Below are 14,222 nucleotides of genomic sequence, written 5' to 3' on the forward strand. Positions count from 1 at the left end.
GACCGCTCAGCCGGCGACCTTGATCTCCGTCGGCAGCGGATAGGCGCCCTTCGTCCCGCGCCAATGCGCTGCCGCGAAGCCGAGCACGATCAGCGCAAAACCCTGATGCAGCAACGCCCAGTGGAGCGGCATGTGCATCAAGAGCGTGACGATCCCGATGACCGCCTGCAAAAGCACGAGGTGAAAAAGCACGAGCGCCCGACGCGCATGCGTGGTGCCCGGCAGCCGTCGGCGCACGGCAATCATGTGCCATAGGGCAAGCACGAAAACGGCGTAGGCCCCTAGCCTGTGCGTAAACTGGACGGTCTTGACGTTCTCGAAGAAATTCATCCAGGCCGGATTCATGACAAAAAGATCGCTCGGGATGATGGCACCATCCATCAGCGGCCATGTGTTGTAGGTCAGTCCGGCATTTGTGCCGGCGACCAGCCCTCCGAGGAAAACCTGGAACAACGTCGCGACCACCAGCCAGCCCGCGAAGCGCTGGGTTCCGCGGTCGGCCGGCGGCTCGGAGTGCGGAGCCAGCCCCCGCGCGACAACCATGATGGCTGCGAAGATGATGCAGGCCAGCGTCAAGTGCATCGCAAGCCGGTACTGGCTGACGTCCGTGCGCTCGACCAGTCCCGACGCCACCATCCACCAGCCGACGAAGCCTTGCAGCCCCCCAAGCAACAGCAGGCCGACGAGCTTCGGCGCAAGGCCCCGCTCGATACGCCGCGTCGCCCAGAAGAAAGCCAGCGGCAGCGCGAAGACAAATCCGACGCCCCGCGCCAGAAGCCTGTGCGCCCATTCCCACCAGAAGATGGACTTGAACTCCTCGAGGCTCATCCCCTTGTTGATCTGCTGGTACTGCGGGATTTGCCGGTAGAGCTCCAGCTCCTCCTGCCATTCCGCCTCGCTCAGCGGCGGGATAACGCCATGGATCGGCTTCCACTGGGTGATCGAGAGGCCGGAATCGGTCAAGCGCGTGGCGCCACCGACAAGAACCAGCGCGAACAGCATCAGCAGCACGACATAGAGCCAGCCGCGAACCAGAGTGCGGTTCGCAAGAAGGCGCTCGCGCTCGCTCCGCACGTCGCCTGCGGTCTGGGTGGACAAAACCTGTTGCATGGGCCGGATTGGTGGACCAAAGACGGCGCCCTTGCAAGGCTGGCACCCTCGCGACAAGCCGTCGCGCAGGCATGCCGGTTGCGCCGCGCCCCTCCAGCGACTAAGCCGGAGCCAAAGGAACAAACATGCCAATCCGCCTGAAAAAACTGATCGGCACCGTCCTGCTTGTGCTTCTGGTGGTGGTCTACGCCCTCATCGCGACAACGGTCGCGGTCGCACGGCTGGCGGAGTCCGGTCCTCTGGTCCACCTCGCCTTCTTCGTCCTGACCGGCATCCTCTGGGTTTTGCCGGCAATGGGCATTATCAAATGGCTGATGATCCCGCCGAGACCCAAAGTCTGAATCGTCAGACCGTCACGACCAGCTTACCCCGATTGGCCAACGGCGTCGTGATGCCCGAAAGCATCGTCCGGATATGCGCCACCTGCTGGTAGCGGCCGTTGATCGAAATGCGCGGCAGCGCGAGCAAATGGTTCGCGTGGCCGGCGCGCAGCACACCGTGTCGCGTCGTCACGGCCGAAAGGTATCCCGCTTCCCTGGCGAATCCGACCTCCCTCCCCCCGACCGCGCTAGGATAGCCATAGGGATAAGCGAGATGCCTCGGAGCATGACCGAGTTCTTTTTCCAGACGGCTGACCACCTCGGTCAACTCGCGCCTGGCCACCGCTTCCGGCAGCCGCTTCAAATTGTAGTGGTTGACAGTGTGCGCCCCTATCGTGACAAGCGGGTTGGCGGCAGCAGCGCGAATTTCATCCCAGTTCATCAGCACCCTTCGGCCGGGTTCGCCTGCATCCACTCCCGCCACGAGTGCAAGGTCGCGCAACACCTGGCGCTGGTTCTCTTCCGGCACCTCGGTCGTGAGGTAGTCACAAAGCCGCACGAGCGCACCGGGAGCAGAGCAGTCCAGGATTTCGGGGCCGCTCGGTCGCGCAAGCTCAAGCAAAGCGCCTGCGTTGACGATGTCTTCGACCACATCCCACCACAGGTCAGCCGAACCGTCGATCAAGGCGGGTGCAACGTAGATGGCGAGAGGAGCCTGGTGCCGTTCGAGAACCGGAAGCGCTTCGGTCAGATTGTCCCTGTAGGCGTCGTCCGCCGTGATTGCGGCAAACAGCCCTCCGGAACCGCCGGTTTTGATACGCGTGACGGCTTCGTCCATGGAGACAAACGCATAGCCGAGCGCCTTCATGTCGCGGACCACGGCATCGAGGAAATCCGGCTTGATGCTCAGATGCCGGTTGGCTCCGAGCGGCTTTTCCGGATGCGCGGTGACACGGTGCAGCATCAGGATCGCGCCGATGCCACCGACCAGGGGCCGGGAAATGGAGGCCAGTCCTGAATATCGAGCCACGTTGAGGGCCAGCTTTCGGAAGACCTCGCCCCCGTCGATCATTCCTTCACCTTTTACGCCTAGCCTAGCTGTTCCGAATGCAGCCTACGCGGGCTTTGAACGGAATACGCCCCAAGGATTGAAGGATGGTTGACGCGGCCATGTCATTTCGCACCCAATCCGCGGCGCCAGGGATCGACAACGTGTCACAGGCGCATTCGGGGCGCACAACCGTATCCATACTTCCGCTGAGCGATCTCGCTCCTTACGCCGAGTTCGCGCTGATGGCAGTACATGCGCCCGCGCAGCATCCTCTTTGGGTCGAGGAATGGATTGCCAACGTTTCGCCTAAAGGGTTGATCGCAGTGATCGAGCAGGACGGCAAACCGGCATGCGCGCTGGCGCTCGAAATCGTAAAATCCGGTCCATTTCATCTCGCCAGATTTCTGGGCGGGAGCCACGCGAACGGCAACTTTCCCGCGTCCACTCGCGCCTTTCTTGGTTCGCAGACATTCGATATGGCCGCTCTCCTGTCAGGCATTCGGGCAAGAAATCCGAAAGTCGATGCGCTGGTGCTCGAACGCCAGCTGCCGGAGCTGGATGGGTTCGCAAATCCACTCCTTGGGCAACCGCACTCCACAAGCCCAAATGTGGCATTGGCAGTCAGCCTGGAAGGCGGGTTTGAAGCACTTCTCGATCGGTCGAGCGGCAAAAGAAAGCGGAAGAAAAATCGCGCGCAGCTTCGCAAATACGAGGCAGCGGGAGGCTTTCGTTACTTCGACGCTCGCTCGCCGGAGGACGTTGACCGCATGCTCGAAGCATTCTTCGAGATGAAGGCGGAGCGCTTCAGGAAGATGGGCATCGCCAATGTTTTCGGCGAAATCGAGATACAGAACTTCTTTCGATCGCTGTTTCGTGACGCGCTCCTCGAGGCACGTCCTCCGTTTGTGCTCCAGGCGCTCGAGGTCGGCGGAAAGCTGCGAGCGGTCACCGGCTCGAGCCTTTCCGGCAACCGTATCACTTGCGATTTCGCTGCAATCGCCGAGGACGATCTCCTGAACACCAGCCCCGGTGAATTCCTGTTCTTCGAGAATCTCAGGACAGCATGCGCAGCGGGCTTCGAAATCTACGATTTCGGCGTCGGAGACGAACCCTACAAGCGTCAGTGGTGCGACATCGAGACGAACCACTTCGACATCGTCCTGCCGTTGTCGTTCAAGGGCAGGCTTCTCGTGACGACCCTTGGGCTGAAGACCGGCGTAAAAACCTATGTGAAAAACAGCCCAACGCTGTGGAATCTTGTGAAGCGACTGCGCCGGTCCACGTCTGGCAAGCAGAGTTCCGAACCCCAGGAAGAGTAGGAGTTCTCAGGCTGCCAGCGACACCATCATGACGCGACCATAGCCCTGCGCCTGCAAGTCGGTTGCGGCCGCTATAGCGGCTTCGTCCGGCTCTATGGCGCTCACCATCACTTCCGTTCCATCGGCAACGAGCCGTCGAATGCCCTCTGCATCCGACGCGCCGCATTCCACCACCACCACGTCATAGGCGGTGGTCAACGCTTCCATGATTGCGGGAAGGCGTTCCGCCGCTTTCATGGCGCGCATGGGATCGACCGTGCCGACCGGCATGACGTAGCAGTCGGAATAGTGGTCTGCATGAACCGTGTCGGTAAACTGCGCTTCGGAAACCAGGAGGTCAGTGATGCCCGCCAAAGATGCGCCATCAAGCATGGGACGCGACGCAGCCCCCGAAGCCGTCAGATCGAGAAGCAGGACGCGCAGACCCGAATCGGCCACCTCGCGGGCGACCATCACGGCTGCGGCAGCTCCCTCGTCACCCTCCGGCGAAACGAAGATCGCACGCGTCGCTCCGCCATTGACAAGCAGACCTGCCGCATCCTCGACGCTGACACGACCGACCTCAAGTTGCGACGGCAAGGTCGGTGCCGTTTCTTCAGGCTTCGAGGCCTTTTTCAAGCGGCTGAACAGATTGCGCATCTCGGGGTCGCTCTCGATCGTGACTGGTTCATTCAGCGTAACATGCGTCGGCGATTCGGAAGGCGCGTCGTAACGCGCAGCGTCCATGATTCTTTTGTGCCTCGCCCACGCCTCAGCAAAAGTCGGGTGGCTCAAGTGCACGGTCGGCAACGGCTCGCGCTTGAGAGGCGCAAGCGACGGCGATGCTTCCCGGCTCGTCTCTGTGTACGCAGGCTCGCTGAGGGTCGGCTTGTCCTCGTCTGGGGAGCGCTCGACGGCAACCTCATCGACGACTTCAGGAACCGGCGCGACGACGGACTCAATCTCCGTCACGTTCGAATCGAGATCGGCGGCAGGCGTCGCGACGACGTCCTCCGACGTTGGAGGCACCGTCAGGCCGCGGTCAACGTCCGATGTCGCCTGGACCGGCGGGCTTTCGGCTTGCTGTCCGGCAACAGGCTCTAGCGAAGCAGATGTCGCGGCACTCTCGATCCGAGAACCGGGAGCAGGACGCATCGCGCGGCCCGAGAACAATTCCTGCAGCAGCGTCACGATGGCCATTATCAGAAGCGAGCCTGCAAAGGCCACGCCAGCGATCGGGAGCGGCTTCGGGAAATATGGCTCGGAGGGCACGATCGCGCGGGAGAATATGCGCGCATCGGCGGGAAGATAGTTGCCGTCCTTGCGCGACGAGACTTCGCGATATCGTGCGAGATAGGATTCGAGCAGCTCCCGCTGCGCGTTGGCCTCACGCTCGAGCGCGCGCAGTTCAACCTCCTCCTCGCCTGCCCTGGCAGACGCGGCCTTCAAGGTGTTCAGGTCGCCCATAAGCTGCTGCTCGCGAAGCTTGGCTGCATTCGCCTCGGCACCAAGCGCCTTCAACACGTTCTGCGCTTCGGTCCGAATCTGCCTGTCGAGATCGGACAACTGCGAGCGGAGGGAACGGAGGCGAGGATGGTTGTCCAGCATCGTCGTCGAGAGATCGGCGATGTCCGCCTGCAACTGGACCTGCCGCTCGCGAAGCCTCTGGATAAGAGGCGAGGATAGCACTTCGGGCAATGCGTCGAGCGACGCGCCGCTGTCCAGCACCGCACGAACGCTTGCCGCATTCGCCTCGGCGGCGGCCCGATTCGCCCGGGTCCTCGAAAGCTCGGACGAAAGCTCCGAAAGCTGCTGCGTCGCGAGCGAGGAATTGTTCTGGCCTATCAGCAGGTCCGACTGCGCCCGGAAGGTGGCAACACGCGCCTCGGCCTCCCTCACCCGCTGCGAGAGTGTCGCGATCTCCGGCTCCAGCCAGTTTGTCGCTTCCGAATTCGATTCCAGCTTCGCAGCGCTCTGCACTTCCAGATATGCATCGGCGAGTGCGTTCGGAATTTCGGCGGCAAGCTTCGGATCTTCTGACGACATCTCGATCACGATGACGCGAGACTTTTCAACGCGATAGACGTTCAGCTTCTCGCGAAAGGCCTTCAGAACCCGCTCCTCCGGCGGTATTTGCCGCGGATCGTTTTTCAGACCGACAACGACCAGCAACTGGCTGAGAAACGACATGTCAGCCGCTTCATCAAATTCGGGAATTTCGGCGAGATTGAGCTTCAACGCCACCTGCTTCAGCAGATCGGTCGACGTAATGACCTGGACCTGGCTGGTGACCCCCTCCTCGTCCAACATCGGGCGCTCGTCGTCGGCGCCGCCCTGCGGGCGCGTAAAGACAGATTCGCGCGATTCTATGAGAAGCCGTGTCTCACCCCTGTAGTGGGGCGTCGCGTACCACGTCAGCACCAAGGCGGCGGCGGTTACAAGCAGCGCCACAAGCAGAATGCGCTTCCAGCGGGCCGCCAGACTTCCGAAGAGTCTTCCGAGATCGACATCGACGTCACTGGCTGACGACTGTACGTCCGACATGCATGCACGCTCCAAGCTAGTGGAAACGCACCGTAAAGAACTATGGTAACCCAGCGGTTAAGATACGAAGCGGCAAGAGCGGAACGCCTGCTGCGCGCAACCGAGAAATCCCGACCGGTTTTACCAGCCATTAACCCTAACAGGACGATAACGGCTGCAGACATTCCGCCGCTGGAGAAAGCCTCTGGTGGCCAGCCTGAAGGTTCGCGTTGGTTGCATGAAACGGCTCTCGCTCATCACAAACGCGCTGTTGGCCTGCCTGGTGATTTCCGGCTGTTCCGGCTATCGCCCTGCCCCCGCAGCTTTCCACGAGATGCTTGATCAGCCCTACAGGCTCGGCGCGGGCGACCGCATCCGCGTTACCGTCTTTGAGCAGGAAGGCTTGACCAACACCTACAGCGTCGATCAGTCGGGCTACTTCGCATTTCCTCTTGTCGGCGTGGTTCCTGCACGCGGACACACGGTGCAGCAGATCGAAGCCACGCTCGCAGCAAAACTGCGGGAAGGATACCTGCGCGATCCCGACGTCTCGGTCGAGGTCGATCGTTATCGGCCCGTTTTCATCATGGGCGAAGTCGGTGCACCTGGCCAGTATTCCTACGTGCCGGGCATGACCGTCCAGAAGGCGATTGCAATGGCCGGCGGCTTCTCGCCGCGCGCCAATCAGGGAAGTGTCGACATCACGCGCAACATAAATGGCGAAGTCGTCACGGGACGTGTCCGGACCACCGACCCGCTTTTGCCCAGCGACACGGTCTACGTTCGTGAACGGCTGTTCTGATCAATGATCGCAGGCCGTTCGTGACTGAGACATTGCGGATCGTTCATTGCTTTCGATCGCCCGTCGGCGGCATCTTCAGGCATGTCCGCGATCTGACGGAATCTCAGGCTGCTGCCGGACATCTGGTCGGAATCGTCTGCGATTCCACAACAGGCGGCGACCTGGAAGAACAACTGTTCGACGAACTGAGGCCCAGCCTTGCCCTGGGCGTCACGAGAACGCCAATGCAACGCCACATCAGTTTCGGCGATATCGCCGACGCGTGGCGCACCTATGGAATCATCAAGGAATTGAAGCCGGATATCCTGCACGGACATGGCGCCAAGGGTGGCGTCTATTCGCGCGTGTTCGGCTCACTGTTGCGGGTTTTCAGGTTTCGCGTAGCCCGCCTCTACACAGCGCATGGCGGAAGCCTGCACTATGACGAACGAACCGCTGCCGGAAAGCTGTTCTTCGCGCTTGAGCGCATGATGGCGCGGTTCACGGACTACACGCTGTTCGTTTCGGACTACGAACGCAACGCCTATTACCGCAAGGTCGGTAAGCCGGACCGGCCGAGCGCCCTGGTCTACAACGGCCTTCAGGAGGTCGAGTTCGTAAGCGTTCCGGCGGCACCAGATGCCGCCGATTTCCTTTATATCGGCATGATGCGCGACCTGAAGGGGCCGGACCTTTTCATCGATGCCCTGGCGCAGGTTGAGAAGCGGATCGGCCGTCCTGTCACCGCAGCCATGGTCGGCGGCGGCGATCAGCTACCGCGCTACCGTGCACAGGTTCAGCGCCTTGGCCTGACTCCGCGCGTACATTTTCTCGATCCGATGCCGGCGCGTCTCGCGTTCGCCCTGGCCGAATTTGTCGTCGTACCGTCGCGCGCCGAAGCGATGCCCTATGTGGTGCTGGAAGCGTTGGCGGCGGGAAAGTCCATGATCGCCACCGCGGTCGGCGGAATACCGGAGATTTTCGGCCCGGATTCGCCAGCGCTTGTCCGTCCTGACTCGGGAGAGCTTGCTGAAAGGATGGCGGAGGCGCTTTTGGCGCCCGAGACATTTGCCGGGTACATGCCTCCAGTTGACCAACTGAGGTCGCGTTTTGGCGCCGAGACCATGGCCAGAGACATCGAAAAGGCCTACGTGGCCGCATTGCCGCGCTAACCATTCCGCCGGAAAGACTGGCAGCCCGGACAAGGGTTTCTTAGCTATCTCGTGGTAGCGAAGAATCACACAGGCCCGGCAGCAGCATGAACAGGATAGAGCCGCCGAACCGCTTTTCGCCTGAAGCGGTGCGCACAAATGGCGTCGATGGCGGCAAACCGCAACCGGGTCAGCTTAATGACACTGCCCGTCAGGTTGCCACGCAGTATCGTCGCGACACGATGTCCCCGATCATGGTCAGCGGCGTTCTGCGGCTGGTCGAGTTTGTGCTTCTGGCGCTCTCGGGCACGATTCTCTTCGTAACCTATGTCGGCTTCGGCACCGAACTGGACTGGCACTATCCCGTCGTGATCGCGGTTGCCTCGCTTGTCGCGGTCGTTCTGCTCGATATCAACGACTGCTACCAGTTCCCCGCTCTCATGCGGCCTTCGTCGAAGATGACGCGTATCCTGATCGTCTGGGGATGGACGCTTGCGCTCTTCGCGGTTGCCGGGTTCTTCCTCAAGCTCATAGACGATTTTTCGCGAGTCTGGTTTGGCGGCTGGTTTATCGCCGGTCTTTTCCTGCTTGTGCTTCCGCGTCTCGTGCTTGCCCGACTGATCAAGCGTTGGGCGCGCAACGGGCGCATCGAGCGGCGCGCAGTCATCGTCGGCGGCGGCAAAGCTGCCGAAACGCTGGTCCGCGCCATAGAGCAGCAGCCTTACAACGACATCCGCATCTGCGGCATCTTCGACGATCGCGACGACCGTCGTTCGCCGCCGCTGGTCGCGGGCTACCCAAAGCTGGGCGACATCTCGGAGCTTATTGAATTCGCCCGCATCGCCCGCATCGACATGCTTATCGTCTCGCTTCCCCTGACGGCCGAATCGCGCGTCCTCTCGCTCCTGAAGAAACTCTGGGTCCTGCCCGTGGACATCCGGCTGTCGGCGCATTCGAACCAGCTTCAGTTCCGTCCCCGCTCCTATTCCTACATCGGATCGGTTCCGCTGCTCGACATCTTCGACAGGCCGATCAACGATTGGGATTCGGTCGCCAAGCGCGCTTTCGACATCGTTTTCAGCCTGATCGGCATCGTGCTGCTGTCGCCGGTCATGCTGGCGACCGCTATCGCCATCAAGCTCGACAGCAAGGGGCCGGTGCTCTTCAAGCAGAAACGACATGGCTTCAACAATGAAGTGATAGAGGTCTACAAATTCCGGTCCATGTACACCGACCAGGCGGACCCGACTGCAATCCGTCCCGTGACCAAGGGCGATCCGCGCGTAACGCGCGTAGGCCGCTTCATCCGCAAGACCTCGATCGACGAACTGCCGCAATTCTTCAATGCCCTCTTCGGATCGCTATCGCTGGTAGGCCCTCGCCCGCATGCGGTTGCCGCCCAATCGCACAACCTTCTCTACAACGAGGTGGTCGATGGCTATTTCGCGCGGCACCGTGTCAAGCCGGGCGTCACCGGCTGGGCGCAGATCAACGGCTGGCGCGGTGAGATGGACACCGACGAAAAGATCAAAATGCGGACGGAGTACGACCTGTACTACATCGAGAACTGGTCGCTCTGGTTCGACCTCCAGATCCTGTTCCTGACGCCAATACGTCTCCTCAACACGGAAAACGCGTATTGAACGCCGTCGTTTCAGAGCTCCCGCGCGAGGCGGTAAACGCCAAGCTGGTTGCGCTGATTTCGTCGGCGGCGGTGGTGGTCGGCATCCTGCTATCCGGCTTCGTTCTCGACGAACCTGCGCCCCATGAAATCTACATGGCGGGGTTGATCGCCATCTGGGCGCTGTTCGGCCTCAGGATATCACGCTCGGTCGCTCCGCTTCTGGTCTTGTTTGTCTTGTTCAACATTGGCGGCATGATTTCCATGACGCAGATGTCTGACCTATACGAAACGCCGATGTACATCGCCGTCTCGCTTTTCCTTGCTTTGACGGCTGTCTTTTTCGCTGCGGTCCTGGAGGCGCGTCCGGCACTCTACAGCCTGATCTTCTGGAGTTGGGTTGCGGCCGCTGTTGTCACCTCGACGCTCGGCATCATCGGCTATTTCGGCCTGCTGCCGGGCGCGGAGATCTTCACCAAGTACGATCGCGCCGCCGGAGCCTTTCAGGACCCGAACGTCTTTGGTCCGTTCCTGGCGCTTCCCGGCATCTACCTGCTGTATCTCGTGCTGACGGGCAATCCTCTCAAGATGATGCTTTATGCCGTACCATTGCTCGTGGTGATGGCAGGCATTTTCCTGTCGTTCTCGCGCGGTGCCTGGGGCCTCTTCGCCTTTGCCGCCATGCTGCTGACGGCCACACTTTTTCTGCAAAGCGCCAGCGGGAAATTTCGCCTTCGGATAGCGCTAATGAGCATTGCCGCGGTCGCCCTGCTCGTTGTCGCCTTCATCGCGATCCTCAACATACCGGGCGTCGCGGACATGCTGACCCAGCGCGCCCAACTGACGCAGGACTATGATTCTGCTCGTCTCGGACGCTTCGCGCGCCATATCATCGGATTTCAGGTTGCCGCCGAACACCCGCTCGGCATCGGCCCCCTGATGTTCGGCCTTACCTACGGCGAGGACACGCACAATATCTGGCTGAAGGCGCTGCTCGACTACGGCTGGCTCGGTTTCGTCAGTTGGCTGGTCATGATCGGCTGGACGATCGGAGGCGGCTTCCGGATACTTTTCCGCAATCGCCCATGGCAGCCCTACCTGCTATGCGCCTACTTCGTCTTCCTCGGCCATGTCGCCTTGGGAACCGTCATCGACACCGACCACTGGCGCCACTTCTATCTGCTGATCGGGATGGTCTGGGGAGCAATGGCGTTGGAAAAACGGCATCAGCGGGGACTGCAAGCCGTAGGGAAAAGATCGAGTGATAAAATGGTCGGAGTGGCGGGATTCGAACCCACGACCCCTTGACCCCCAGTCAAGTGCGCTACCGGGCTGCGCTACACTCCGGACCGCGGAGAGCCTTAGAAGAGCGAGCGTTCAAGTGCAAGGGCGAAAATGCCGAGCTCTTACATGACGCTTCCGCTCGTCGATGGCGGGGCTTGTGTCACAACCACGGAAGAGCCGTCAGAGCCGCCGAAGGAAACGATAAAGCCCAGCAAAACATTAGCCTTATCCAATTGACATTAAACGCTAGTAGACCTCTCCAAGGGTTCCCTTGCGGCAGTAAAGTGCATATCGTCGCGTCCGCCGAGCGGAGGGGACATGGCAGTCGGAATTGCGGAGGAGCGCGGCCGCTCGTGGCTGCCGGCGGCGACCATCGGTTTTTTGGCCGGACTCGACAACATCGCGGCGTCGCTCGCGATAGCCTCTTTGCTGTTTGCAGGTCCTCTTTCGGAAGGACTGGGCGTCGGCGTCGGGATCGTCCTCGTCGGAGGCGCGATCCTCGCGCTCGTGGTCGCGCTCAGGAGCGTGTTGGCCAATTCCATCGCGCTGGTGCAGGAAAGCTCGATTGCCATCCTCGCGGCCGCGATCATAACCGCGACCGCCACGCTCACCGGCCCAGATGACGTCAGGGTCGCGACTGCTGTCGCTGTGCTGGGCGTGTCCAGCCTTGCCACGGGCGCACTATTCTGGGTTACGGGCAGACTGAAGCTTGGCGGTCTTGCCCGCTTCATGCCCTACCCGGTCGTCGCGGGCTTCCTCGCCGGCTCAGGTTGGCTCCTGCTCGACGGCGCGGTCGTGATGATGACCGGAGCGGGAATCGACTTGTCCTTTATCGAGCGCGCGAGCCAGCCAAACGTCATCTTCATCTTCCTGCCTGCGATAGCCTTTGCCGTGGCCTTGGAAATCGCCATCGGACGTTTCCGCCATACCATCACAATCGCGGTGGTGATGGCGCTGGCCGCAATGATCTTTTTCGGGGTGCTAGCAGCGTCTGGGATTACGATCGAGGAAGGCCGCGCGCTGGGCTACTTTCCCCAGTTGACGGCGAATGGTGGCATCGAGTTTCCGACTGTCGAAATGCTCATGAAGGTGGACTGGAGCGCCGTACTGATGGCGGCTCCCACGATAGTCGCAGTCGCGGCGGTGAGCATGGTAGGCCTGCTCCTGAACATAAGTGGCCTCGAACTGGCCATGCGCCGGGACATCGACGTCAATGCGGAACTCCGCTCGACCGGCATCGCCAACCTGCTTTCCGGCGTCATCGGCGGGCCTTCGGGCTATGTCGGACTGACTATGACGATCCTGGCGGAGCGAACCGGGGTGCACGGTCGCGGCGCAGGCATTGCTACCGCCATCGCCATGATACTCGGGCTGGTCGCCGCAGGCTCCTTCGTCTTCGAGGTGCCTGTCTTCCTCGCTGCGGGCTTCGTGCTTTTCATGGGGATCGGGCTTTTGAAGGAATGGCTGTTCGCGACGCGCCGCGAACTGCCGATCGGCGAGTGGCTGATCGTTCTTTTCATCCTCGCCTGCATCGCGCTGATCGGCTTCCTCGAGGGGCTGGCCGTTGGTCTACTCGTCTCGATCGCAGTGTTCGTCTTCAACTACGCCCGCCTTCCGATCATGCGCGTGAATGGCAACGGCATCGAATACCGAAGCTCCGTAGACCGGTCGGCAGCAGCCGCAAGGTTTCTCGCGCGCCACGGGGAAGCCATCGAGATGATCCAGCTCCAGGGCTACCTGTTCTTCGGATCGGCCGACGGGATGGTGAAGTATGTCCAACGACGACTGACCGACCCTCACCGCATACCGTTGCGTTTTCTCGTCCTGGATTTCCGACATGTCAGCGGACTGGATTCCGCCGCTACCACCGGCTTCATCAAGATCCGGCGGATGAGCGAGGACAATTCCGTCAAAGTGTTTCTGACGCAGGTACCCGACGATGTCCGGCGAACGCTCCAACTCGCAGGCATCCGGTTTGACAAAGACGGCCCGATGACTCTGGAAGCCGACATCGACCATGCGCTTGAGCACGCCGAGGAAGCGATCCTGCAGGAGCAGGCGGAGGATACGCAGACTGGGCTGCTCGGTCATTTCAATGCGCTTGCCGGTCCACACCCCCGGATGGGCGACCTCCTCGCTCTGATGAGCAGGATCGATGTCGAGGTGGGGGACCGCATCATCACGGCCGGCGACAAGGCGGACGATCTGTTCTTCATCGCTCATGGCCGCGTGCGCGTGCAGGTCACGCTTGCCAATGGACGCAAGCTGAGGCTGCGCACCATGACCGACGGATCCTTCGTCGGCGAGATCGGCCTCTATATGCGTCAGGAGCGCACGGCCGACGTCATCGTCGAAATGCAATCGGAAATATTCAGGCTCGGAGCAGACGACCTTACGCGGCTCGAAACCGACGATCCGGAACTGGCGCTGCTCGCCCACCGCCTGCTGGCAACCAACCTGTGCGAAAAGCTCGCCATCGCAAACCAGACGATCAAGCGCAGCGAGCGATAGGTCTAGCGCACCTGATCGAGCAGCCGCTTGCACTCCAGCAAATCGAACAGCGCCTCTTGCAGAAGCGCGCGATTGTCTCGCGAAAGCTTACCGTCGCCCGGTTGCACCGGACCGTCATCGTCAGCCTTGCCCAGACCGAAGAAGCGGCGCGGCTTGGCTTTCGCCTCGCCGACCAGCATTTCGTCCTCGCCCTGACGCGGCTGGGCGGCCGGCGTAAGCGGAACGGTCTCCGCAGCCTTGCGCTGGGCAATCGCTTCCACCGCCGCGCGATCGCCGGAGCCGATCGCGACAAGAAACTGATTGCCGTTCTCCCGCAGCAGCTTTTGCACACCCTTGATGGTGTAGCCCTGATCATACAGCATATGGCGGATGCCCTTGATCAGATCGACGTCCTGCGGTCGGTAGTAGCGCCTGCCGCCGCCGCGCTTCATCGGCTTGATCTGCGTGAAGCGCGTCTCCCAGAAGCGCAACACGTGCTGAGGCAGGTCGAGATCCTCGGCCACTTCACTGATCGTGCGGAAAGCGTCTGGGCTCTTTTCCATGAATGCCGTTGCGTATCAAAAATCCGAATC

11 protein-coding genes and 1 tRNA gene are annotated in these 14,222 nt (G+C 61.2%); 7 read left to right on the forward strand and 5 right to left on the reverse strand.

Features of this window, described 5'->3' with window-relative positions; genetic code table 11:
- Positions 1–6 precede the first annotated feature (6 nt).
- Positions 7–1,110 (reverse strand): COX15/CtaA family protein, encoded by a 1,104-nt coding sequence (locus tag ABMA32_RS09005; protein WP_349013445.1) that lies wholly within the window; start codon positions 1,108–1,110, stop codon positions 7–9.
- 125 nt (positions 1,111–1,235) lie between these two features.
- Here ABMA32_RS09005 and ABMA32_RS09010 point away from each other — a divergent pair, with 125 nt between their 5' ends.
- Positions 1,236–1,451 carry a DUF2842 domain-containing protein gene (locus ABMA32_RS09010; RefSeq protein ID WP_349013446.1) on the forward strand — a complete coding sequence of 72 codons (216 nt, stop codon included), beginning with the start codon at positions 1,236–1,238 and terminating at the stop codon, positions 1,449–1,451.
- Between the two features lie 4 nt (positions 1,452–1,455).
- Here the strand turns inward: ABMA32_RS09010 and ABMA32_RS09015 are convergent, their stop codons facing one another.
- Positions 1,456–2,502 (reverse strand): polysaccharide deacetylase family protein, encoded by a 1,047-nt coding sequence (locus tag ABMA32_RS09015; RefSeq protein ID WP_349013447.1) that lies wholly within the window; start codon positions 2,500–2,502, stop codon positions 1,456–1,458.
- Positions 2,503–2,642: 140 nt separating this feature from the next.
- On the opposite strand from ABMA32_RS09015, the gene ABMA32_RS09020 reads away from it, so the two are divergent.
- Positions 2,643–3,800, forward strand: coding sequence for a GNAT family N-acetyltransferase (locus tag ABMA32_RS09020; protein WP_349013448.1), 1,158 nt, complete (start codon positions 2,643–2,645; stop codon positions 3,798–3,800).
- A gap of 6 nt (positions 3,801–3,806) precedes the next feature.
- Here the strand turns inward: ABMA32_RS09020 and ABMA32_RS09025 are convergent, their stop codons facing one another.
- Positions 3,807–6,323 carry an exopolysaccharide transport family protein gene (locus ABMA32_RS09025; RefSeq protein ID WP_349013449.1) on the reverse strand — a complete coding sequence of 839 codons (2,517 nt, stop codon included), beginning with the start codon at positions 6,321–6,323 and terminating at the stop codon, positions 3,807–3,809.
- Positions 6,324–6,540: 217 nt separating this feature from the next.
- Between ABMA32_RS09025 and ABMA32_RS09030 the strand changes: the two genes are divergently transcribed.
- The 4 genes from ABMA32_RS09030 to ABMA32_RS09045 all read left to right on the forward strand — a co-directional run bounded on the left by ABMA32_RS09030 (position 6,541) and on the right by ABMA32_RS09045 (position 11,163).
- Positions 6,541–7,104, forward strand: coding sequence for a polysaccharide biosynthesis/export family protein (locus tag ABMA32_RS09030; protein WP_349014693.1), 564 nt, complete (start codon positions 6,541–6,543; stop codon positions 7,102–7,104).
- Between the two features lie 20 nt (positions 7,105–7,124).
- Complete coding sequence (locus ABMA32_RS09035; RefSeq protein WP_349013450.1) at positions 7,125–8,255, forward strand: glycosyltransferase family 4 protein; 1,131 nt, start codon at positions 7,125–7,127, stop codon at positions 8,253–8,255.
- 86 nt (positions 8,256–8,341) lie between these two features.
- On the forward strand, positions 8,342–9,877 hold the full coding sequence (locus ABMA32_RS09040) for an undecaprenyl-phosphate glucose phosphotransferase (protein ID WP_349013451.1): 1,536 nt from the start codon (positions 8,342–8,344) through the stop codon (positions 9,875–9,877).
- Positions 9,874–11,163, forward strand: coding sequence for an O-antigen ligase family protein (locus ABMA32_RS09045; protein ID WP_349013452.1), 1,290 nt, complete (start codon positions 9,874–9,876; stop codon positions 11,161–11,163). Before ABMA32_RS09040 ends, ABMA32_RS09045 begins: the two co-directional genes overlap by 4 nt.
- Here ABMA32_RS09045 and ABMA32_RS09050 read toward each other — a convergent pair.
- Positions 11,126–11,202, reverse strand: a tRNA-Pro gene (locus ABMA32_RS09050). The genes ABMA32_RS09045 and ABMA32_RS09050 overlap by 38 nt on opposite strands.
- Positions 11,203–11,457: 255 nt before the next feature.
- On the opposite strand from ABMA32_RS09050, the gene ABMA32_RS09055 reads away from it, so the two are divergent.
- Positions 11,458–13,650, forward strand: a complete 2,193-nt coding sequence (locus tag ABMA32_RS09055; protein ID WP_349013453.1) for a cyclic nucleotide-binding domain-containing protein — start codon at positions 11,458–11,460, stop codon at positions 13,648–13,650.
- 2 nt (positions 13,651–13,652) lie between these two features.
- On the opposite strand, the gene ABMA32_RS09060 is transcribed toward ABMA32_RS09055, so the two are convergent.
- On the reverse strand, positions 13,653–14,192 hold the full coding sequence (locus ABMA32_RS09060; protein WP_349013454.1) for a MerR family transcriptional regulator: 540 nt from the start codon (positions 14,190–14,192) through the stop codon (positions 13,653–13,655).
- Positions 14,193–14,222 lie beyond the last annotated feature (30 nt).

This window comes from Mesorhizobium quangtriensis (assembly GCF_040081925.1).
GTDB lineage: Bacteria > Pseudomonadota > Alphaproteobacteria > Rhizobiales > Rhizobiaceae > Mesorhizobium_K > Mesorhizobium_K quangtriensis.

Excerpts from the sequence above, each read along its gene's own strand:
- ABMA32_RS09005 (WP_349013445.1), bottom strand. The coding sequence starts at position 1,110 with ATGCAACAGGTTTTGTCCACCCAGACCGCAGGCGACGTGCGGAGCGAG.
- ABMA32_RS09010 (WP_349013446.1), top strand. The coding sequence starts at position 1,236 with ATGCCAATCCGCCTGAAAAAACTGATCGGCACCGTCCTGCTTGTGCTT.
- ABMA32_RS09015 (WP_349013447.1), bottom strand. The coding sequence starts at position 2,502 with ATGATCGACGGGGGCGAGGTCTTCCGAAAGCTGGCCCTCAACGTGGCT.
- ABMA32_RS09025 (WP_349013449.1), bottom strand. The coding sequence starts at position 6,323 with ATGTCGGACGTACAGTCGTCAGCCAGTGACGTCGATGTCGATCTCGGA.
- ABMA32_RS09030 (WP_349014693.1), top strand. The coding sequence starts at position 6,541 with ATGAAACGGCTCTCGCTCATCACAAACGCGCTGTTGGCCTGCCTGGTG.
- ABMA32_RS09040 (WP_349013451.1), top strand. The coding sequence starts at position 8,342 with ATGAACAGGATAGAGCCGCCGAACCGCTTTTCGCCTGAAGCGGTGCGC.
- ABMA32_RS09055 (WP_349013453.1), top strand. The coding sequence starts at position 11,458 with ATGGCAGTCGGAATTGCGGAGGAGCGCGGCCGCTCGTGGCTGCCGGCG.
- ABMA32_RS09060 (WP_349013454.1), bottom strand. The coding sequence starts at position 14,192 with ATGGAAAAGAGCCCAGACGCTTTCCGCACGATCAGTGAAGTGGCCGAG.